Origin of the sequence: Nonlabens tegetincola (genome assembly GCF_002954355.1) — a bacterium.
Taxonomy (GTDB): Bacteria; Bacteroidota; Bacteroidia; order Flavobacteriales; family Flavobacteriaceae; genus Nonlabens; species Nonlabens tegetincola.
In genome coordinates this window covers 382,135-404,222 of record NZ_MQVV01000010.1, presented here as the reverse complement: position 1 = coordinate 404,222, position 22,088 = coordinate 382,135, and the positions used below count along the sequence as shown (strand labels likewise).

Sequence of the window (22,088 nt, the reverse complement as noted above, 5' to 3'; positions counted from 1 at the left end):
CTTTTTACAAACGACTACATAAATCTAGCCAAATTATACTAAAGTGCTTTTAAGATATTTGCTGCTTGAATAAGCTCATCATTCTTTTTTGCAAAACAAAATCTAAGTTTCGTTGTATTATCATTACTCATGAATACCGAAATAGGAATTGAGGCAATTTTATTTTCAATCGTTAATCTTTTTGCAAAACTTACGTCATGCTCATTAGTTAATGATGAATAATCCAATAACTGAAAATACGATCCTTGAGCAGGCGAGAATTTAAACATACTATCTTTAAGTAAACTTAAAAATAAATCTCTTTTACGTTGATAAAAAGCCCCTAACTCTAAATAATGTTTTGGTGTTTTCAAATACTCAGCAAGAGCAACTTGAATGGGGTGATTTACACAAAACACTAAGTATTGATGAACCTTTAAAAATTCTTTCATTAGAACTTTACTCGCGACACAATAACCGGTTTTCCAACCAGTTATGTGATAGGTTTTTCCAAAACTACCAATTATAAAACTACGCTCTTTTAGACCTTCAAAACTTGCGGCACTCATGTGTTTATTATCGTCAAAAACTATATGCTCGTAAACCTCATCACTTATACAAATTAATCCATGGTCTACTACCAGTTTTTGCAAGCAAAGCATATCTTCCTTACTCATAACGGTTCCACTAGGATTATGTGGTGTATTTATTATAATAGCCACCGTTTTATTCGAGATTTTTTGCTTCACTAGATCCCAATCTATGGTAAAGTTTTGCACATCCAAGCTTATAGGTACAGGTATACCACCAGCTAATTGAATAGCTGGTTCATAGCAATCATAAGCTGGTGTAAAGTAGATAACTTCATCTCCAGGATGAACTATCGCCTGGATCGCTGTAAATATAGCTTGGGTAGCTCCTGCAGTAATACAAATTTCATCATCTGGTCGATAGATAGCTCCATAGCAATTGTGAATCAAATTGCTTAAGGAAACTCTAATTGACAACAAACCCTGCATGGGTGCATATTGATTGTGGTCATTAGTAATCGCGTTTTTAATTAATGATTTTAAGTGATCATCTGTTGAAAAGCTAGGAAATCCTTGTGATAGATTAATTGCACCATGCTCTCGTGCCAGATCACTCATCACAGTAAATATGGTCGTAGAAACATGTGGTAATTTGGAATTGATCATAAATAAGTAAATAAAAAAACCTCTCTTGTTAAAAATAAGCAAGAGAGGTTTAAGTTCTATTTAAATTGTGTGTTATCCTATAGTTTCAGCCTTAAGATACTCACGATTCATACGTGCGATATTTTCTAATTTAATACCCTTTGGACATTCTACCATACATGCACCTGTATTTGTACAGTTACCAAATCCTTCAAGATCCATTTGACGCACCATATTTTCAACACGGGTAGTTGCTTCTACCTGACCTTGTGGTAATAATGCATATTGAGAAATCTTAGCACTTGTAAATAACATCGCACTTGCATTTTTACAAGCTGCTACACAAGCTCCACAACCTATACAAGTTGCACTATAGAACGCCTCATCGGCATTTTCTTTCTCAACTGGAATAGCGTTTGCATCTTGCGTGTTACCAGAGGTGTTAACCGATATGTATCCACCAGCTTGCTGTATTCTATCAAAAGCTGAACGATCTACCATTAAATCCTTAATTACCGGGAAGGCTGCTGCTCTCCACGGCTCAATAGTAATGGTATCACCATCTTTGAACTTTCTCATGTGTAATTGACACGTTGTTGTCAATTTTTGAGGACCGTGCGGTTGACCGTTTATCACCATTGAACATGCACCACAAATACCTTCACGGCAGTCATGATCAAATTCTACTGGCTCTTCACCTTTGTTATTAAGATCCTCGTTAAGGATATCCATCATTTCAAGAAACGACATATCACCATCTACACCATCTAACTGGTAGGTAACCATTTTACCCTTGGCATTTGTGTTTTCTTGTCTCCAGATTTTTAAAGTAAGTTTCATACTTTCTATATTTTATAGATTACGCTTTCGCGAAAGCGCAACATTTAAAATTCAATTATTTATAAGATCTCGTTTTCAATTCTACATTTTCAAAAACAAGATTCTCCTTGTGAAGTTTTGCCTCACGTGGGTTTTCATTGTATTCCCAAGCACTTACATAAGTGTAATTTTCATCGTCACGTAATGCCTCACCTTCTTCTGTTTGATACTCCTCACGGAAGTGACCACCACAACTTTCATTACGGTCTAGAGCATCTTTAGCAAACAGCTCTCCTAATTCTAGGAAATCAGCTACACGACCAGCTTTTTCAAGCTCTTGGTTTTTAGTGTCGGCACTACCAGGAACACGTACGTTTTGCCAGAAATCTGCTCTTAACTCAGCGATTTCATCCATCGCTTCCTTAAGTTCTTTCTCATTTCTAGACATACCGCATTTATTCCACATAATAAGACCTAGCTTCTTGTGGTAATAATCTACTGAATGTTTACCTGAACCATTCATAAGTTTAGAAATACGATTGCGCACATCCTTTTCTGCCTCGTCAAATTCTGGCGTATCCGTAGAAATTTCACCTGTACGAATTTCATTTGACAGGTAATCACCTATTGTGTATGGTAACACAAAGTAACCATCGGCCAGTCCTTGCATCAAGGCACTTGCTCCTAATCTGTTTGCACCATGGTCAGAGAAATTTGCCTCACCTGCTGCAAAACAACCTGGCACTGTTGTTTGTAAATTATAATCTACCCACAATCCACCCATTGTATAGTGTACCGCTGGGAATATTTTCATAGGAACCTCATAAGGGTTGTCATCGGTAATATTACGATACATATCAAATAAGTTACCGTACTTTTTCTCGATTACTTTTTTACCTAAAGCAATCATTTCCTCTTCGGTTGCGTTTTTCTTACCACTAGTTAAGGCTTCTATCTTACCATAACGTAAGAATGAAGCTGCAAAATCTAGATAAACAGCATTACCTGTTTTATTTACACCATAACCTGCATCGCATCGTTCTTTTGCTGCACGAGATGCAACATCACGCGGTACAAGGTTACCGAATGCTGGATATCTTCTTTCTAAGTAGTAATCTCTTTTCTCCTCTGGTAAATCAACACCTCTTAACCTACCTTCTCTAATAGCTTTTGCATCTTCTAGATCTTTAGGAACCCAAATACGCCCATCGTTACGTAGCGATTCGGACATTAGAGTTAATTTAGACTGGTGTTCACCACTCACAGGTATACAAGTAGGGTGAATTTGTGTAAAACATGGATTTGCAAAGAAAGCTCCACGACGGTGCGTTCTCCAAGCAGCCATAACATTACTACCCATCGCATTTGTAGAAAGGAAGAATACATTACCATATCCTCCAGAGGCTATTACCACTGCATGAGCTCCGTGTCTTTCAATCTCACCTGTAACTAAGTTACGAGCAATAATTCCTCTTGCTTTTCCATCTACTACCACAAGATCTAACATCTCGTGACGGTTGAACGGTTGTACTTTACCTCTATTAATTTGTCTATTAAGAGCAGAGTAAGCTCCTAATAGTAATTGTTGTCCTGTTTGTCCTGCAGCATAGAATGTTCTAGAAACTAAAACACCACCAAAAGATCTATTGTCCAACAATCCTCCATATTCACGAGCAAAAGGAACACCTTGAGCAACGCACTGGTCAATAATATTTCCAGAAACTTCTGCTAATCGGTGAACATTTGCCTCACGAGATCTGTAATCTCCACCTTTAATGGTATCGTAGAATAGTCGGAAATTTGAATCTCCATCTCCTTGATAGTTCTTGGCAGCATTGATACCACCTTGTGCAGCAATAGAATGAGCACGACGTGGCGAGTCGTTATAACAAAATGTTTTTACATTATAACCTAGCTCTGCAAGAGTAGCCGCTGCGCTACCACCTGCTAGACCTGTCCCTACAACAATTACGTCAATTAAACGCTTGTTTGCTGGGTTTACCAGATTGATAGTATTCTTGTGTTTCGTCCACTTATCTGCAAGTGGTCCTGATGGTACTTTTGAATCTAATACAGACATAATTAGTTTGTATGATTTAGATGGTGAAACAATGCTATAAAGATAAATCCTGCTGGTATTAGAATACTCCAAACCTTAGTAAATTTCTTTAAGCCTTCTCCTTTATTTACACTCTTTGCTCCCATAGATTGGAAAGAGCTATTGAAACCGTGCCATAAATGCATTGCTAGGAGTACAAAAGCAATAACATATAGAACTACTCTCCAGATAGGAGCAAATTTTTCTACAGTTTCTTCATAATATCTTGTTGGGTCTTCAGGATTCACCTCAACATATTTATAAGCCATTTCATGAACCCAAAAGTCATACATATGTAATCCCATAAATGCTAGAACAACAAGTCCTGTGATGATCATATTACGAGAAACCCAGCTTGCATTAGCATTTCCTGGGCTGCTTTTATATTTTATTGGTCTTGCTTTATTATTTTGAATTTCTAACACAATACCCATAACAAAGTGAATGATAATACCAGCAATTAAAACTGGTTGCAAAGCATATTGCACTAATGGATTGTAACCCATAAAATGTGACCATTCGTTAAAAGTATCTGGTGCAATTACCGACGTGATATTAATAACAAAATGCTGCGTTAAAAACACTACTAAAAATAGCCCTGATAATGCCATCACCCATTTTCTTGCTAGTGATGATTTTACTAATGCGCTCATGTATAAATTTTTAATTTCACGCAAAGATAACCTCTCAATTGATAGAATTCAATCGTTATAATTGCAAGCCGAGTTAAAAACTCTTATTTGGATTGAATCTTAATTAAGTAAATTAGACTTTACGTTGAATTAAGTAGAAATACTGGTCTTTTCCTTGCAAAAAGTTCGTTAAGATTTTGTTTTTGAAATGGATATAGATAAGTGCGAAAAACAATTAGATACCTAAACAATTTATCCTTTTAAATAAAAATTTAATAACGTTACTGTATTAGTCTATTACCCCAGTTTCTAGCATATAATTCACAATTGCTTCCTTCATAAGTAGAGATTGCTCACCAGCCTTTAAAGGTGGTAATTTTTCTTTAAGAAGGTAATGCGGCCATTTATCCTCATCAAAATGAGAAAATTCATAATACCCATATGGTTCAAGCAATCTACATATAGCTATATGCATGAGCTGTAATTTCTCATCTTTTTTAAATTTTCGATGTAATTGACCTAACTCTTGAACGCCAATAACAAATAGAATAGCATCTAGATCTAGCTCTTCTCCATCACCGAAACGCTCCTGAAAAAAACTCTCCGTTGTTTTCCATCTCTTTTTTAGTAGCTCATCTTTTGTCATGATGCAAAGATAGAAGAAGCTCATCGTATTTATTAGTATGAGAAGTATATAACTATCTTTGAATTTCCTAAGTAACACATTATGAAATTGTATCTTGTACCTACACCTATAGGGAACCTAGAAGACATCACATTTAGAGCTATTAATGTGCTAAATGAAGTTGACTTGATTCTAGCAGAGGATACTCGTACTAGTGGAAAATTACTACAGCATTACAGCATAAATACCCCTATGCAGTCTTACCACATGCATAATGAACATAAAATAAGTGATTCTATAATAGAACGAATTGCTGCAGGGACTAGTATGGCCTTAATAACCGATGCTGGTTCTCCAGGAATAAGCGACCCAGGATACCTGCTTACTCGCAAGGCTATTGAATCAAATATAGAAGTTCAAGCTTTACCAGGAGCAACAGCTTTTGTGCCAGCCCTAACTGTATCTGGACTACCTAGTGACAAATTCGTATTTGAAGGTTTTCTTCCCGTTAAAAAAGGGAGACAAAAAAGGTTGTTGTTTTTAAAAGAAGAAACGCGCAGCATTATATTCTATGAATCACCACACAAGCTAGGGAAAACATTAAATGACTTTATGGAACACATGGGACCTGATCGTAGAATAAGTGTTTCAAGAGAAATTTCTAAAATGTTTGAGGAGCATTTTAGAGGAACAGTACAAGAAGCAATTTCACATTTTCAATCTAAAAAAACCAAAGGAGAGTTCGTTTTAATTTTAGAAGGAATGATGTAGGTTAACTTAAACTTTCCAAAAAGCTTGCAATTTTTCTATCATTAGACAATCGCGGTAATTTGTTTTGCCCGCCTAATTTACCAATAGTTTTCATGTAGGATTTAAAACCATCCTTAGGAACGGTTGTTATTTTTAATGGTTGTAAAACCTTACCTACTATGAGATCGTCGTAATAACTATTTTGATTACGTAACGCTTGATCTAAATCAGCACTAAATTTTTTCTTGTCAAAAGACATGTTTTGATCGAATTCTATGAACCATTCGTGGTATGGTAATTCACCATCATTTGGGTTTAACTGAGGTGCGACAGTAAATTCGTTGATTATAACCTGTTGAACATCACAAGCTTCTTTCATTGCCTGTTCAACCTCTTTTCCTATTACGTGCTCACCACTGGCACTTATGTAATGTTTTATTCTACCTGTAACAACTACTCTGTAAGGTTGAACTGAAGTAAACGCAATTGTATCACCAATGTTATAAGCCCATAATCCAGCAGTAGTAGAAATAATCATCACATAATTCACACCTACTTCCACATCTGCAATGGTAAGTCTAGGAGGATTTTCATCATAAAACTGATCTGCAGGAATAAACTCATAAAAGATACCAGCATCTAGCAGCAATAGCATACCCTTTTCATTTCTAGTATCTTGATATGCAAAAAAGCCTTCACTTGCAGGAAAAAGCTCAATACTATCCACCTGCCTACCTATAAGTTGTTCAAATCTAGCCTTATAAGGTTCAAAATTTACACCACCGTAAATAAACAAATTGAAGTTAGGAAATACTTCACCTACAGGCTTTCCTGTGCGCTGTACGATTCGTTCAAAATACATTTGTACCCAGCTGGGAATACCTGAAATTACACTCATGTCTTCAGGTAAAGTTTCATCGATAATAGCCTCGACTTTGGTTTCCCAATCCTCGATACAATTCGTTTCCCAAGAAGGCATTCTATTGCGTTGAAGATATCCAGGTACATAGTGCGCTACAATACCGCTCAATCGACCTAGTTGAACACCATTTTTATCCTCCATTTCTGGACTTCCTTGTAGGAATATCATTTTTCCATCCACAAAATGACTATTACCGGTCTCATTTATGTAGCTCAAAATAGCATTGCGTGCTGCTTTTATATGTTCAGGCATGCTCTCTTTGGTGATAGGAATATATTTGGCTCCACTGGTTGTTCCAGATGTTTTGGCATAATAAAGAGGTTTACCTGGCCATAAAACATCGCTTTCTCCATCAACCACTCTATCTACATAAGGCCTTAAATCCTCGTAATCACGTACAGGCACTTGTTTTGTAAATTCTTGATGTGTTTTTATGGTTTTAAAATTATGATCGTTTCCAAAATCAGTCGAAGAAGCAGTTTCCAATAAATGCTTGAAAACTTTGTTTTGAGTTTCAATTGGATTTTCACTCCACTTGTGAGTTTTACGATCGATAAACTTAGCAAATATGCGTGCTGCAAAGGACTTTAACGACATTATTTAAAGCTAATAAAGTTACTTGGATCTAATGGGTAACCATCGCTCCATATTTCAAAGTGTAAATGAGGTCCGGTAGTAAGTTCACCTGTGTTACCTATGCTAGCGATAACTTCACCTGATTCTACTCGATCATTTTGTTGTTTGAGAAGTTCACCAGCATGTTTATATACCGTTATTAAACCAAATGCGTGTTCTATAATCACTGTATAACCAGTTTCCACTGTCCACCCAGAAAAAATTACAGTTCCATCTGCGGCAGCTTTTATAGGAGTTCCTACAGACGCTGCGATATCGACAGCATAATGATCTTCTTCTGGATTAAATGATCCTGTTAATGATCCTGACACAGGTGTAAACAGAACAAATTCAGTACGCACACTCGCATCGTTCAATATATTGTATCGGTCAACTTTTGCAACCTCATTGCGCAATTCGTTTTCTTGCTCACTAGGTGACAAATCTGGTACAGCTTGTATTGTTGTGGTAGAATCTTCTGCAGTAGTACTTTCATATTCTTCAAAAGTTAAGTCACCTAGAAGAATTTTTTTTATTCGGTTATACTGCTCGTCTTTCGTCGCCAGCACTTGTCTTAATGAATCGGTTTCCTTTGTCAATTGAACTGCCGTACTTTTAGTTTTGGCATTAGAATAACCTGGAATATACTCTCTTAAAGGAGTAAAAGCGATGAGTAAGGTGGTTAAAACAATAAGCAATAATGCACTTATGGCAGTGATAAAGAAAACGTTTAACCTATTCAGCTTTAAAGAAAAACGTTCTTCAAAGGTGTCATCATTGAGCACTACCATACGATAGTGACTGGTCCATCTACTCTTTTTTCTAGAGAATTCGTTCCCTTTTTTCTTTTTCTTTTTGCCATTTTGTTCTTCTAGTACAAATATAGGATAATCAAAAAAGCTCCCTATACTAGCACCTAATTAAATAACGTTTAATAACTATATTTACCCAAAGCTATTGCCTCATGAACTTAAAAAACTTCTTACTCTTATTTCTCTTTTTTATTGGCTTAACTTCCTGCTCCACTGACTTTAAACGTGTAGAGGTTAAAACTCTAAGTTTAGAAGGATATATTGAAGGTGGAAATGGTCTAGGTTTATATGGTAAAGCCTCTTTAAAACTGACCGGTGATTCATTAGTGATGAAGGACTGGCCTATGTCTAGATTAGTAGATAACCTTAATGTTATTATAGACAGCTCCCTTACTGATCAAACAAGCTTCAACGAGGTATATACGATTAAAATTGCCAACAAATCACAGCTCGAACAACGCGAGTTTATTGATTCCTTGCTTGTTCAATTGAATGATCTCAATCTTATTAAATAATTAAGGTTGATAAATACGCTTTCGCGAAAGCGTAAAAATCACTACATTGAATACCCAAAATTTAAAAGCTACCACCATGAGTATTTTTGATAAAATAAAAGAGAAATTAAGCCACGAATTTATTGATATTGTTGAGTGGCTGGATTATACCGACGATACCATTGCACACCGTTTTGAACGCTATCAAAACGAAATAAAAAACGGCGCCAAACTCATCGTACGTGAAGGACAAGCTGCGGTTTTTGTGAATGAAGGGCAGCTTGCAGATGTATTTACATCAGGAACGTACGATCTGACTACTCAAAACCTACCTATCCTTTCAACTTTAAAAGGATGGAAGTATGGTTTTAATTCGCCCTTTAAAGCAGAGGTTTACTTTGTAAACACGCACTTATTCACTGATGAAAAATGGGGAACTAAAAACCCAATTACCTTAAGCGACGATAGATTTGGATTAGTTGAAATAAGAGCCTTTGGTACTTATGCATTTAAAATTAATGATCCAGGTAAGTTTATCATTGACATTGTAGGGACTGATAACAACTTTACCAACTTTGAGATTAATGAACACTTAAAAAGTCTGATCGCCACACGTTTTACTGACACTGTAGGAGAAGCTAATTTACCTATTGAACTATACGCTGCAAACACATCAGAACTTTCTGAAACCTGCAAGGAAGTAATGCAACCAGAATTTTTGGGTGTAGGTATTTCACTAGAGCGTTTTTACATTGAAAATGTATCGATGCCAGAAGATCTTAAAAAAGAGATTTTTGAGTACAGTCGTATTGATAAGTTAGACCTAGACAAGCTTACAAAATTTAAAACGGCCAAGGCAATCGAAGCGGCAGCAGCAAATGAAGGAGGAACTGCTGGTGCCGGAATGGGAATGGGAATGGGATTTGTTCTAGCCCAACAAATGGGCGGCATGATGAATCCAACAGCTGGAACAGCAGCCGCACCTCAAACTCAATCAGCGCCTGTGGCGCCACCACCATTACCGCAGGCTGTTCAATATTTTTATGCACTCAACGGCGCACAAGCCGGACCTGTGCCTTTTAAACAATTAAGAGCTTTATTTGCAGGAAGAACCGTGAACAAAGAAACCTTAATATGGCGCGCAGGATTAGACGGTTGGAAAGCTCTTAAGGATATTGATGAATTAAAAGTCTTTTTAGGAGGAACTACACCACCGCCATTACCTAATTCTTAATAAATAGCTCGTGAGCGAGTCGATAAAAAGCGTTTCCAAACGTAAAAAGTCCTGCGTCAATTGTGGCGCAGAACTTACTTATGAACCAGGTACAGACCTAATAACTTGTGATTATTGTGGTCATAAAGAACAAATTGAACATAAGGAGCAACCTTTTCAAGAAATAGAATTACTTCCTTATCTAGAACAGTTAGGATCACAATCGCATTCCACAGAATTGAGTTTGTTGGATTGTAAAAGTTGTGGTGCTACCCAGCATGTTGAAGAATCCTACAAAACTTTGCAATGTGTTTACTGTGCATCGCCGTTGCAAATTGATGAGCTATATCGTGAGGAATGGATACAACCAGGCGCTCTTATTCCGTTTCAAATTAATCAAGGTAAAGCTCATTTAATATTTAAAAACTGGGTTAATAAACTTTGGTGGGCTCCTAATAACTTAAAAAAGGCTTCATTAAGTCCTGAAAACACCAAAGGTCTTTACTTACCTTATTGGACATTTGATGCGCAATTACAAGCAGGTTATACTGGAATGCGAGGTGATTACTATTATGTAACAAAAACAGTAGGTAGTGGTGAAAACAAAAGACAGGTTAGAGAAAGAAGAACAGACTGGAGTCCTGCTGCTGGTAATGTCTCTGGGTTTATCGATGACACTTTAGTTAAGGCTACTAAAAAACAGCAGTCCCAAATTCCCGAGCAAGTTGCTAGGTGGGATTTAAAACAGCTTACTAATTTTGACTCTCGCTTTCTAGCTGGTTATGTGACAGAGAAATACACCATTTCATTAAAGGAAGGACACATTGTATCTAACAAGCGTGCTGAGGAGATTTGTAGAAATTGGATACGTCGTGATATAGGTGGAGATACTCAAAAAATAAGTAGTGTTAACATGTCTTTAGATGATGAAACCTTTAAGCATATATTACTACCTGTATACATAAGTAGTTATTATTACAACAGTAAACAATATCACTTCTATGTAAATGGGCAAACTGGTAAAATACACGGCTCCAGACCCTACTCTTTTTGGAAAATATTTTTTGCGGTAGTTTGTACACTTATCGTTCTTACAGTCATTATTGTAGTGTCGAGCCAGGTTCAATAACCTTATTTATTTAAAATCTTAACCTGTTTTTCAGGTTCCTCGAGTAAAAGTGCATTGTAATCTAAGGTCCAACCGATAGTTTGTGCAAGGGTTTCCATCATTTGAATCGCTTGTAAGGCTTCTTGTTGAGCTTGCTCTAGAAGGCCACTTTCTGGTATTTTGTCAATGATATGTTGCTTTGCGTTTCTTGAAATTTCAGTAAGATCAGAACTAGAAAAATAGTTTGCCCAACCTTCTTTTTTGTCGTAGTAATTAAGATCCGTTTCGATACTCATTACTTGTGGCTGTGGAAAATTAGTAAGAGTAATCGTTTTACGTTCAGGATCACTATGCATTTTGATTTTAGTTAAATCATAGCCTATATGTGCTTTGGCATTTACAAGTACAATAGCCTTCTTTTTACCTAGTAATAGGGTCATGAGTTTTTCCTTTACATTTTCGTAGTGATATATCTCGGCAAAATCTCCTTCAACAGTAATGAATTTACATACCGTGCGTATTTTTTCCATGAGCACCACGCTTTGTTCCTTAGTATTATTTTTTGAATGGTTGCCCTTAACTAAGAATTTGAAAATAAAAAAAGATATTACTGCTCCTGCTGCCAGCCCTATAAATAAGTACTCCATACCACAAACTTAAGATTTTATCTTATACAAAATAGGTCTAGAAGGAGCTGCGTCATTCTCTATAGGTGCTATTTGCAAATCCAATAAATAATTTCCATCACTCACCTCATCGGGTACATAAATAAATTCTGTAATCGTAGCATCCATTCGGTAGTCGCCTTGATAATTAAAGAAAGCCTTGTGGGCTAGTAATGCTCCTTCGTCCTTTTCTTTATCTACGCTAGGCAAATCAATAAGCAGGTGTTTTATTCCGCTTTCGCGAAAGCGTACTGCTACTTCTTCCAGTAAATAAGGTGGATTAGTATGAGAATAGTTCCTGGTCTTTTTATCACCTGAATTAGGAAGAGTTCTTATCACAATTGCCTCTACATCGTCAGCAATATGGGTAAACTTTTCTAAGGTAATTATCAAATCATCCTCAAACTCTTCTGGTTGAACACTAATAACCTGTGCTTTAAAAAAGGTTCTATTTAATGCTTGATTCACGCTGTAAACTTGCTTTGTGATATGTCCTACACATTCAGTATGAGTTACATGAGAGTGAGGATTAAACGAAACATCATTAAAATTTGTACTGCCGCCCAATTCTACTTTTCCTACGTAACCATCAACCTCAACATGCTTAATAGTAGGTTGATCGATATACCAGGCACCTACACCAGATTGATGTTGTACAGGAATACTTATATCAATGGGTTTGTCTAGGTCTATCTTATAATTTTTGGATTCTATATGAATGGTAGCGGTCATAGTTGTATTGTTTTGATTGCATGCAATCAATGATAAAATTAAAAGTAATAACAGAGCTATTCTCATTTTTGAGGCACATTGAATTCTATTTCAAAGAAATTAAGATATTCCTTTAAAGGCATTAAATTCATGACTGCACGGCGTTGGTCCACAGTTTCAGGGTCTCTTAAATCGTAAAGCACGTATTCACCACTTTCATCAACGGTAACTTGGGATCCATAAAGTTGTGGTTTGCCAGCATCCATAAGCATGCGGTCCTGCATAAGAGCGATGTCTTGCCTATCTAAATCACCTTTTTTTGAAGCTTCTAACAACATGGGAAAGTATTTTTTGCGCTTATCGGCGCTAGCGTGTTGTATTACTAACCAAACAGCGCTAGGCCCCATTTCTCCCGAATTTTCTATGGTAGGCATACCGCATTTATCTATCACCGCTTCTATGGCTACAAGATTGAGCGAATCAACTTTTGGTAAAATCGCTTGCGAACTTCTATTTTCTTGGTCTCGTCGATAAATACGTTCTAATAACATATCTAATTTGTTACAATCAATCTGAGAATTATCTTTAATAACTGGTCGGTCACTCAACCACTTAAGAGCATTTTCTCTGGATTGTAACTGTACCATGACCAGCTCATTTTGTTCATTGACTAGCCATTTTGCATACATTAAATCTTCATTGCGACTTTCCTTTTCTTCATTGGAAAGCACATTGTTATTTTCATCTATGTAAACAACATCATCCCTAACGATAAGAGTATTACTACTTGCTTGTTGTAACATTTCTTCATATGAAATTTCATCGAGTGTAGAGATATCTGCAATTGATGGTGACTTTTTACAACTTACGATCAATAAGATTACTATTAACAACCTGACCTTCATAGTTATTCTTTATAATCTCCTAAATTAAGCATAAACAATTCGCTAGCAATTCCATCGCTTAAAAACTTTCCTTTGCGAGTTACCAGCAAGGTATCACCATCTAAATAGAGTAAATGATCCTTAAGGTATTCTTGAGCTTGTTTAAGAAGGTATGTCTTAAACTCAAGACCATATTCAAATTCAATTTTCTCTAAAGACACACCATAAATGGTTCTCAAACCTGTCATTATGTACTCATTGTATCTATCTACTTTAGTAAGCTTTTCAATTTCCATTGGTGAATTACCGTTTTCAATAGCCTTCATAAATTTTAGGTTATTGTTGATATTCCATCCACGTTTTTCACCATCAAAACTATGAGCACTAGGACCTATTCCCAGATAAGGTTTACCTGTCCAATAAGCAGTATTATTTCTTGAAAAAAAGCCTGGTTTTCCAAAATTAGAAAACTCGTAATTTTTATAACCATGTAGCTGCATGGCATCAATCAGAATATTAAAATGCTCATGGGCCTTTTCATCATCGACTTGCGGGATTAAGCCTTTCTCGATAAATGATTTTAGGGCTGTATTGTTCTCTACCGTAAGTGCATAACTGGAAATATGAGGTATTTTGAGTTCGATCGCTCTATAGATATTATCGCGCCATTCTTCATTAGTTAAACCTGGAATACCATATATTAAATCGATGGACAAATTTTCAAAATATTGCTGCGCTTTTAAAATACACTCTTCTGCCTGTTGTGCATTGTGTGCCCGATTCATGAGCTTGAGATCTTTTTCATGAAAACTTTGAACACCTATACTTAACCTATTTACAAGTGATTTCTCTAATTGTTTAATGGTCAAATCATCAAGGTCATCAGGATTTGCCTCGAGTGTGATTTCAGGATTTGAACTCACATTAAAATTTTGAAAGACGGTATCAATAATCTTGTTGATTTCTTCAGTTTGTAAAACACTAGGTGTGCCACCACCAAAATAAATAGTTTCTACAACGGCATCATCATCAAGATAAACTGAGGAATTATAAATATCAGTATTTAAAATATTAGATTCGATATTAGGCCGCTTAGCGCGAAAACGTAATTCATCACATAATGCCTGAATCATTCTAGTCTTGTATTTAGTACTAGTTACAAAATGAAAATCACAGTAGTGACAGGCTTGTTTACAAAACGGTATGTGTATATATATCCCACTCACAGAGGTAAAGGTAAGTCCAAAAGGTAAAGGGAATTCCTCAAAAAGCTGTAAAATTGTACCCTATTCTTGTGTTTTATGTTAAAGTCTAAATTTTAACATGTTAAACACAATAAAACCAGTAGTTTAGGCATTGTTATTGTTCCCTATATTAACATGAATATTTATATGATAAAACCACTTTTCTTTTTACTGTTTTTACTAGGCTCACTTACCGCACATGCAAAGCCACCATTAGTAAATGTAGAAGATATTCACCAAGATGTTGAATTCTATCAAAACGCAGAATTACAGTTAAAGTTACAAGAACAATTAAACGCTAATCCCAATTGGAAAAACTTAATTGATAAAAAATTGCTCACCATAAGTCTTGTTGATTTAAGTGATGATGAAATAAGATACGCTGGAATTAATGACGACCACATGATGTATGCTGCGAGCATGCCTAAAATTGCCGTACTGTATGCGGCAATGGATGCTATCGAGAACGGTGAATTAGCTTATACAGAACTTGTAAAGCAAGACATGTGGCTTATGATTTCTAAATCCAATAATGCTGCATCTACTAGAATGATTGATCGTGTTGGTTTTCAAAAAATTGAAGATGTAATGTGTAACCCTGAAAATCCATTTTATGACAAATTTCATGATGGTGGTTTGTGGGTAGGTAAACGATACGCTGCTCAAGGTAAACGTAATCCAGATCCGATTAAGGGTTTAAGTCATGCCGCAACCACTTCTTCAGTGGCCAAAATGTATTTCCAATTAGCTACTGGGCAATTGATAAATACAGATCGTAGTAATCAAATGCTTGGATTTTTAAAAGATCCTAGCTTACATCACAAATTTGTAAATACACTTGATCAGATTGCTCCAACTGCCGATGTTTATCGTAAAAGCGGATCATGGCGCAACTGGCACTGCGACAGCGCGTTAGTTTGGGACGAAACCAGAGGTAAATATTATATTATGGTAGCCATGGTTCAATCTCCTAATGGAGAAAAGATTATAAGAAATTTAGTACGACCTTTAGAGAATGCTCTAGAAAAATCACCTAATTTGCCTATAAACCCAAGCAAAGGTGCTACCATTGAGCCAGCTCTTAACCAGAGCATTTGATATTAAAAAAAACGAGTTATCCATAGCGATATGGATGCAGCTCTATTTGTTTTTACTTATATGTGCATTACTAGTAGTTAAACCTACTGTTAATGCACTTTTTTTATCTGTTGCAGGTAGAGATAATTTGTCAATAGCCTTTGTTATTACAGCGCTTGTAGCAGTAATTGTTTCTTACACGTACAATAGACTTCTTGTCACGTTACCCTTACATGAAATCACTAAGAATTCTTTATGGTTCTTTGGGGCTGTTTTTGTCTTAATTGGCGGAGTAGTAGTTTTTGACTTTGAAAACATCTTTTTATCCTATGTTTTCTACATATTTATAGGCATTTATGCTATTCTAGCTACTTCTCAATTTTGGGTAACCGCCAATATTGTGTTCAATGTTTCCCAAGCAAAACGTCTATTCGGTTTTGTAGGAGCTGGTGGAATTGCAGGTGGAATTGCAGGTGGTTATCTTACTTCAATTACCGCACCCTATATTAACAATGGTTTTTTAATTGCTACAGCTGGATTAATGATACTAGCCTGTGTCTTCATTTATAAAAAAGTTAGATCGCTGCGCATTGTAAACTTGAAAAACATAAAGCTTCAAAAACAAGAACGAGTTTCAAAAAAGAAATCGCTTTCGTTAATCATAAAAAACTCTCATCTAAGTTATTTGGCTGGAGTAATTGGACTAGGTGTTGTGGTAGCAAAATTAGTGGACTATCAATTTAGTTACTTATCTAGTGTTAGTATACCAGAGCCTGATGATCTTGCTTCATTTTTTGGATTTTGGTTCAGTACATTCAATATAATTTCATTGCTTATACAACTTTTCTTAACCAAAAAATTTCTTGAAAACCTCAATATAAGTTCCAATCTATTGGTACTACCTACCATGATTGTCATTTGTACCAGTTTACTTTTCATTTTCCCAGAATTATGGGTAGTAGTTTTGCTCAAAGGATTTGATGGCAGCCTGAAGCAATCGTTATACAAGAGTAGTGTTGAGTTGCTTGCACTTCCCGTACCCAGTGAAATTAAAAACAAAACGAAAACATTTATCGATGTTGTTGTAGATAGTACCGCAACAGGTATAGCTGGATTATTAATTATACTGATAATTAAAGGACTTGAACTACCTACTTATACCATTAATTTTATAATTATTATCGCCACCCTATTCTGGATGTATATGATACTTAAGGTTCGCAGTACCTATCTAAGCACATTCAAATCAAGCATTTCGATTAAAACCGGACTATTCGATAAACGAAGTAATCTAAAGGTGATTCGAGAAAATATTAAGGTAATTATAGACAACGGAAATAAGTTGGATATTATTGAGATATTAAAAAAAGTGCCTCAAGTTGCACATCATTCTCTTAAAGATCCTTTATTAAAACTACTAGATCACGAAAACGATCAAGTGAAAATAGCTGCCATTTCACAGCTTAATCATGTTTTTAAAGAGCCTGTTTACCGTGTTCATAATTTTATTTACTCTAAAAATAGTGAACTCGTCTTTGCCGCTTTACAGTATCTAATTACACAAGATCATATAGCTCCTCAATTTTTTGAAAATTATCTGGATGATGATGATGATCACATAGCAAGTACAGCACTACTAGCACTTGCCCAATACGCAAGTCGAGATTCACACCTTGGTGAAAAATATAATTTGCATTTGAGGATTAAATTGTTCCTTGATGAAATAGACGAAAACATTAAAGAAGTTGACCTAAAAGAAAAAAGCAGATTGATTGAAGCCATTGGATATGCAAAATATACTAACTATCAAACCATTATCAAGACCAATTTGAACAACAGAAACGAAGTGATAAAAACGTCCTGTATAAAGTCTGCAGGTCATACTAAGGACAGGTACTTTTTACAAGATTTGTTTTCTTTACTGGAACAACCTAGATACCGAAAAGTTGCTTCGGAAGCATTAGTTGAATACGGGAATTCATTACTTCATTTTCTAAAAGTAAAACATAGCCGAGGTACATTGACCAAATCTTTACTTAAAGAATTACCCATGTTATTGGGAGCTATTAATACCAAAAAATCATACAAGTTTTTAATTCAAATAGCATCAGACTATACTATTTCATCTAATTATAAGTGTTATGATAAGCTTTTTAATTTAAGACAAAATAAAAAGTTCCCGCGTTTAACCGGAAGAACAGCTCAAAACTTAATAAAGAAGGAGAGTAAACGCTATTATAAATTAATACGTATGTTTTATTCTTTAAAAGTAATGTCAAACTCGGATGATGATATTACTCATCTACCTGTAGTAAATCAAATTAAAGAATTGACGATTGAAATCGAACAACTAATAGATCTACAATTAAAAGTATTATTTAATATACTCGCACTTCGATATTCTCCCGACAATATATGGATAGCTTACAACGGACTATTAAGCAAACAAACCAACTCACAAATAGAGGCTAAAGAATATTTAAATGAGGTTTTACATAGAAAGTTGAGCACACAAGTATTTAATGCCACAAACTCTTATTTAAAATTACAAGAGAAGCATTTTGACTATACTAATGAAATACAACTCTATCCTGAAAAAACGCTAATTAAAAAATCAATATTGCTAGATGAGAAACTACTTGAAAACAAACTAGTTAAATTACTCCACGTAATGCCTTTATCTCAACGAAAGAGAATCGTACTTTACTTAGAAAACAGCGAAAAAGAAGGAGTAATAAGTTTTTTAAATAGATTTAATATGGACCCTAAGGAAAAGACAGCTTAACCTTCTCCTACATCAGGATTTTCTTCTTGTATGGTGGTCGCGTTATTTTGAGTATTCCTTTTATGTATAGCTTGATCAATTTTACTTGCCAAATACATATGTGCACCTGCACTATTCTTACTAAGTACATTACTCATTAAACAGACAATATAATTGGTACCATCAGGATGTTCAACAATTATTACACTATTCATGTAATTGTACCTATTCCCTCTATATTTACCACAAGGTGTGTCCTTAGATTTATCGCAGCTGTATAAACTTCCTGATTTAAAATAGACCGCAGCATTATTTAAGCGTGGACTGTAAGCATATCGTATTCTTCTATCTGTCATATATAACAACCGTTTGATTTCTAAACTAGACTCTTCGTCTATCACACAACCTTGTTCCAATTGCAACAAATACTTCATCAAACCTTTAGGTGTTCCTATGCTTCCTCCTTTACTACTTACGTATCTGTCTGGACCATTAGTAAAAAAACTACCCAATCTCCATTCGTCATGACCGATACCTAAATCTCTTAAAGGTTGATTTACTAATTGAATGGCTCTATCTGTTAACGATCTACGATCTGCAGTCTCAAAATATTCATCTGCCTGCTCTTGGGTTAAATTGAAATACTCGTCGCCAAAAATGTTCATAAGCAAGGCCTCTCGCCAAACAATGCTAGCTGCACCGTTATTACTAACACTTAACATATGGTCTAGCCATTCATATAAGGAAAATTCATCCTCATATACTACTGTTCTTTTAACATATTTATCCTTTTCTAGATCAACGACTGGAATAGTGTGATGATCATACAAACCCCAATTACCAGACTTTACTATTTTATTTCTTAATAATCGTTGTCTTACATGCCAATCTTCAGGACACAATTGTCTTAATTCATTGAAAAAAGCAGTTGCTACAGCTATTTTACCAACACTTCCAGGTTGAAAACCTCGATTTTCATTCATCTCTGCATATCGAGTTTTTTCTGGATTAGTAATATCCATTACTGTAATCCCGTAACCTTGTTTACTAGGGAACAAACTCATCATTTCTTTTTGAAACTCCTTATCAACAACCATCAAACTATCGGTTGATACTGTTTCCTCACAGAGCCACAAATTGACCTCATCATGCTTTTTAAAACTACCTTTCTTTAAATAATACTCAGTAATGGTACTATCTAAAGTTTTTTCTAATCGTTTAAGTCTTTTGATTCCAGTAATATTATACCCATCAATTGGATAAAAAGCAATACAAAATAGAGCTATTAATAGTATTGAAAGTGTTTTGATAATTTTCATTACGCATGAATCTCTTTAGAAGTTAACAACTCGATTTCCGTATTAATCATTTCATCCATTTTCTGTAGATATGGATGAGAAAGCGCATTTTGATTTTCAACAAATGGTCTTATTTGAAATAAGAACAGTTTACCTTCTTTGAAGCCAAGCTCTATATCCCAAGCTCCTTTATAAGTGCCATTTTTAGATTCTGGCATGGTAGCATGTGCATCTTGTGCAAATTGTAGGATTTTCTTTAAATCCATTTCATTCAATATGGAATTATCAAAATCAACATGTTCCATATAAGATCCTCCGGTAACAGGCAATCGACGGCGCTTATTTTCTCTTGCTGGCGCAATCAATTCGGTAGTTCCGTTTTGATGAATCAAATAGGTTTCTGCACTTTGTCCATCTACGGCGCCGCCTGCTCCACGACTCATTGCTACCGTAACCTTTTCGGCATGATTGTTTAAAAAGTCTTTGGTGATTAGTACACCGCTATAATCCACATCTACAGTAGGAATAATTAATATGGACGGATACACACTTTCTGGGTTGGATAAATAGGCTTGTCTCCATTTAAACGAGCGCTCTGTGTACGGACTTGCCCAAACATCGCGTATTCCTTGAAGAATCTTTTCTCTTTCCACTACATTAAATACTGTAAGATTTAAGCCAGCTCCTGTAAACTCCTCGAGATCTTCCATGTTAGTATCACTGCGTAAAAACACGGGAACATTTCCTAATTTACTTCCTAGAGTACTTTTAAACTGCTTTTCTAGCTCCTCAATTAAACTTGGTTTTAAAGGCATTGTTTTAATGGATGACCGCAGGATCTCTAGTTGATCCAGTTGGTACTGTTCCACCTCGGTAGGTGTTGAACCATTTTGTTTTAGTTGTTTCGCTTTCGCGAAAGCGTTATTCAAAAAATCCCAATAAGTACCCTTATAATCTGGCATGGATTGTAGCATGTGATCTTTAAAAACACCAAAAGGAAGAACTATTCCATTAACCACTTTTTCTGGAAACAATTGTTTGAGTTGACCAAGGTTTGCCGCTTTGGGTCCGCACAATATCCCACTATCCTTACTAGTTACTGTAGCCATATCAACTGGTGAAGTAATTTCTAGTTTCAAACGATTTTCATCAATTCGAATTTCTTTTTTATCCTTGGATTTTGAGGCTGTAAATAAATCCTGATCCTCATTACTTAATTGATCTTTGTCAAACAAATGAACTATTCCATTAGGACTTACAGCGTAGAAAACCGATTTACCATCTAGTTTTTTTAAGTCACTTAGATTTTCAGTGCTTATGACGGCATTAGGAATACCCAAATTACGAGCAAGCAATTGTACATGTGATACTAGATTACCTTCTGATACGGTGGCTATTCCTGCTACCGGTTTTAAATCACTAGGCGGTGTTTCAAAAACATATATATCTGAAGAGTTTACGGATAATCCATGTGCATCACCACTTACCACATGCAAAGTTCCCATGGCATAACCTGGGTTCAATCCTTTTATGGTACTTGTATTATCAACTACTGGAACATTGTTTTCCATTCCTATTTGTCTAGACACTAATCCTGAGAAATCTCCAATTGCATCTCCCAAGGGCAAGAGTAAGCTGCTCCTTATCTTATCATCGTAGAGTCCAAGGGCTAACGGTTCAAAACTCGCATATTGCTCTACGGTATCACCGTAAATACTTTTAACCATTCCACTACCCCATGCTAGTTGTTGTCTAGCTTTTTGAATAAATTGAAGTAGAATTTTTGCTTTAACAGTGGCATCAGTATGAATGTGCAAATCATTTTCTACTAAGTCCCATTCCCATTGTTCAATGTAACCTGCTGATGCTAGTGCCTCGCTTAATGCATAAATTTTATCAATGTGCTCTCTGATTGTGTTAGGACTCCATTGTGAGGCTTGTTGAAATATTAATTCTTCTAACCTTAAACTTAATTCCAATGCGCTAGTTCTACGAGTACCGCGTCTATCTTCTTTAAGATTTACACGAATATCACACATTAATCCCGAGGCGGCTGGTATTATAATAGACGGATCGGTCTCATTTTTATACGTACTACTAAACCATGACACCTGATTATATATAAAAGAGTTTTTATCCCAGTCCGAAACCATTTTTTCTAGTTGACTAATGCTTACCGGCTTAAAGAATTCATGCATCTTAT

At 35.7% G+C, this 22,088-nt stretch carries 19 protein-coding genes; 6 read left to right on the top strand and 13 right to left on the bottom strand.

What is annotated here, in order from left to right; genetic code table 11:
* Nucleotides 1-38: 38 nt before the first annotated feature.
* From BST93_RS02345 to BST93_RS02325, 5 genes are all read right to left on the bottom strand, one after another.
* Nucleotides 39-1,175: a methionine aminotransferase gene (locus BST93_RS02345; protein WP_105017936.1), complete on the bottom strand. Its 1,137-nt coding sequence runs from the start codon at nt 1,173-1,175 to the stop codon at nt 39-41.
* 72 nt (nt 1,176-1,247) lie between these two features.
* On the bottom strand, nt 1,248-1,994 hold the full coding sequence (locus tag BST93_RS02340) for a succinate dehydrogenase/fumarate reductase iron-sulfur subunit (RefSeq protein ID WP_105017935.1): 747 nt from the start codon (nt 1,992-1,994) through the stop codon (nt 1,248-1,250).
* A gap of 55 nt (nt 1,995-2,049) precedes the next feature.
* Complete coding sequence (locus BST93_RS02335) at nt 2,050-4,053, bottom strand: fumarate reductase/succinate dehydrogenase flavoprotein subunit (RefSeq protein ID WP_060523588.1); 2,004 nt, start codon at nt 4,051-4,053, stop codon at nt 2,050-2,052.
* A 2-nt stretch (nt 4,054-4,055) separates the two neighbouring features.
* On the bottom strand, nt 4,056-4,724 hold the full coding sequence (locus BST93_RS02330; protein ID WP_105017934.1) for a succinate dehydrogenase cytochrome b subunit: 669 nt from the start codon (nt 4,722-4,724) through the stop codon (nt 4,056-4,058).
* 268 nt (nt 4,725-4,992) lie between these two features.
* The gene (locus BST93_RS02325; RefSeq protein ID WP_042277000.1) at nt 4,993-5,349 is read right to left on the bottom strand and encodes a hypothetical protein; all 357 of its coding nucleotides are present in this window, start codon (nt 5,347-5,349) and stop codon (nt 4,993-4,995) included.
* Nucleotides 5,350-5,430: 81 nt separating this feature from the next.
* On the opposite strand from BST93_RS02325, the gene rsmI reads away from it, so the two are divergent.
* On the top strand, nt 5,431-6,099 hold the full coding sequence (gene rsmI / locus BST93_RS02320) for a 16S rRNA (cytidine(1402)-2'-O)-methyltransferase (RefSeq protein WP_105017933.1): 669 nt from the start codon (nt 5,431-5,433) through the stop codon (nt 6,097-6,099).
* A 1-nt stretch (nt 6,100) separates the two neighbouring features.
* On the opposite strand, the gene BST93_RS02315 is transcribed toward rsmI, so the two are convergent.
* Nucleotides 6,101-7,597: a GH3 auxin-responsive promoter family protein gene (locus BST93_RS02315; RefSeq protein ID WP_105017932.1), complete on the bottom strand. Its 1,497-nt coding sequence runs from the start codon at nt 7,595-7,597 to the stop codon at nt 6,101-6,103.
* Entirely contained in the window at nt 7,597-8,406 is an 810-nt protein-coding gene (locus BST93_RS02310) for a M23 family metallopeptidase (RefSeq protein ID WP_085775378.1), read from the bottom strand. Before BST93_RS02310 ends, BST93_RS02315 begins: the two co-directional genes overlap by 1 nt.
* A gap of 173 nt (nt 8,407-8,579) precedes the next feature.
* Between BST93_RS02310 and BST93_RS02305 the strand changes: the two genes are divergently transcribed.
* The 3 genes from BST93_RS02305 (at nt 8,580) to BST93_RS02295 (ending at nt 11,263) form a co-directional block, all read left to right on the top strand.
* Nucleotides 8,580-8,942 carry a hypothetical protein gene (locus tag BST93_RS02305; protein ID WP_105017931.1) on the top strand — a complete coding sequence of 121 codons (363 nt, stop codon included), beginning with the start codon at nt 8,580-8,582 and terminating at the stop codon, nt 8,940-8,942.
* Between the two features lie 76 nt (nt 8,943-9,018).
* The gene (locus BST93_RS02300; RefSeq protein WP_105018138.1) at nt 9,019-10,155 is read left to right on the top strand and encodes an SPFH domain-containing protein; all 1,137 of its coding nucleotides are present in this window, start codon (nt 9,019-9,021) and stop codon (nt 10,153-10,155) included.
* Nucleotides 10,156-10,165: 10 nt separating this feature from the next.
* Complete coding sequence (locus BST93_RS02295; protein WP_105017930.1) at nt 10,166-11,263, top strand: TFIIB-type zinc ribbon-containing protein; 1,098 nt, start codon at nt 10,166-10,168, stop codon at nt 11,261-11,263.
* A gap of 2 nt (nt 11,264-11,265) precedes the next feature.
* Here BST93_RS02295 and BST93_RS02290 read toward each other — a convergent pair whose 3' ends face one another.
* Genes BST93_RS02290 through hemW form a run of 4 tightly spaced genes read right to left on the bottom strand, consistent with a single transcriptional unit; the run spans nt 11,266 to nt 14,728 of the window.
* Nucleotides 11,266-11,889, bottom strand: a complete 624-nt coding sequence (locus BST93_RS02290) for a DUF4230 domain-containing protein (RefSeq protein ID WP_105017929.1) — start codon at nt 11,887-11,889, stop codon at nt 11,266-11,268.
* A gap of 9 nt (nt 11,890-11,898) precedes the next feature.
* On the bottom strand, nt 11,899-12,705 hold the full coding sequence (locus BST93_RS02285) for a cyclase family protein (protein WP_308736847.1): 807 nt from the start codon (nt 12,703-12,705) through the stop codon (nt 11,899-11,901).
* Nucleotides 12,702-13,523 carry a DUF6624 domain-containing protein gene (locus tag BST93_RS02280; protein ID WP_258150467.1) on the bottom strand — a complete coding sequence of 274 codons (822 nt, stop codon included), beginning with the start codon at nt 13,521-13,523 and terminating at the stop codon, nt 12,702-12,704. The genes BST93_RS02285 and BST93_RS02280 overlap by 4 nt, the downstream gene beginning before the upstream one ends.
* Before the next feature lie 2 nt (nt 13,524-13,525).
* Nucleotides 13,526-14,728: a radical SAM family heme chaperone HemW gene (gene hemW / locus BST93_RS02275; RefSeq protein ID WP_105017928.1), complete on the bottom strand. Its 1,203-nt coding sequence runs from the start codon at nt 14,726-14,728 to the stop codon at nt 13,526-13,528.
* A 165-nt stretch (nt 14,729-14,893) separates the two neighbouring features.
* On the opposite strand from hemW, the gene BST93_RS02270 reads away from it, so the two are divergent.
* The gene (locus tag BST93_RS02270; protein ID WP_085775382.1) at nt 14,894-15,844 is read left to right on the top strand and encodes a serine hydrolase; all 951 of its coding nucleotides are present in this window, start codon (nt 14,894-14,896) and stop codon (nt 15,842-15,844) included.
* Nucleotides 15,807-18,608, top strand: a complete 2,802-nt coding sequence (locus BST93_RS02265) for an NTP/NDP exchange transporter (protein ID WP_146104965.1) — start codon at nt 15,807-15,809, stop codon at nt 18,606-18,608. The genes BST93_RS02270 and BST93_RS02265 overlap by 38 nt, the downstream gene beginning before the upstream one ends.
* Here the strand turns inward: BST93_RS02265 and BST93_RS02260 are convergent.
* Together BST93_RS02260 and BST93_RS02255 are read right to left on the bottom strand one after the other, a co-directional pair.
* On the bottom strand, nt 18,605-19,906 hold the full coding sequence (locus tag BST93_RS02260) for a serine hydrolase (RefSeq protein WP_105017926.1): 1,302 nt from the start codon (nt 19,904-19,906) through the stop codon (nt 18,605-18,607). The two genes, BST93_RS02265 and BST93_RS02260, sit on opposite strands and share 4 nt — an antisense overlap.
* Nucleotides 19,906-22,083, bottom strand: coding sequence for a PEP/pyruvate-binding domain-containing protein (locus BST93_RS02255; protein ID WP_219843732.1), 2,178 nt, complete (start codon nt 22,081-22,083; stop codon nt 19,906-19,908). The genes BST93_RS02260 and BST93_RS02255 overlap by 1 nt, the downstream gene beginning before the upstream one ends.
* Between the last annotated feature and the right edge of the window lie 5 nt (nt 22,084-22,088).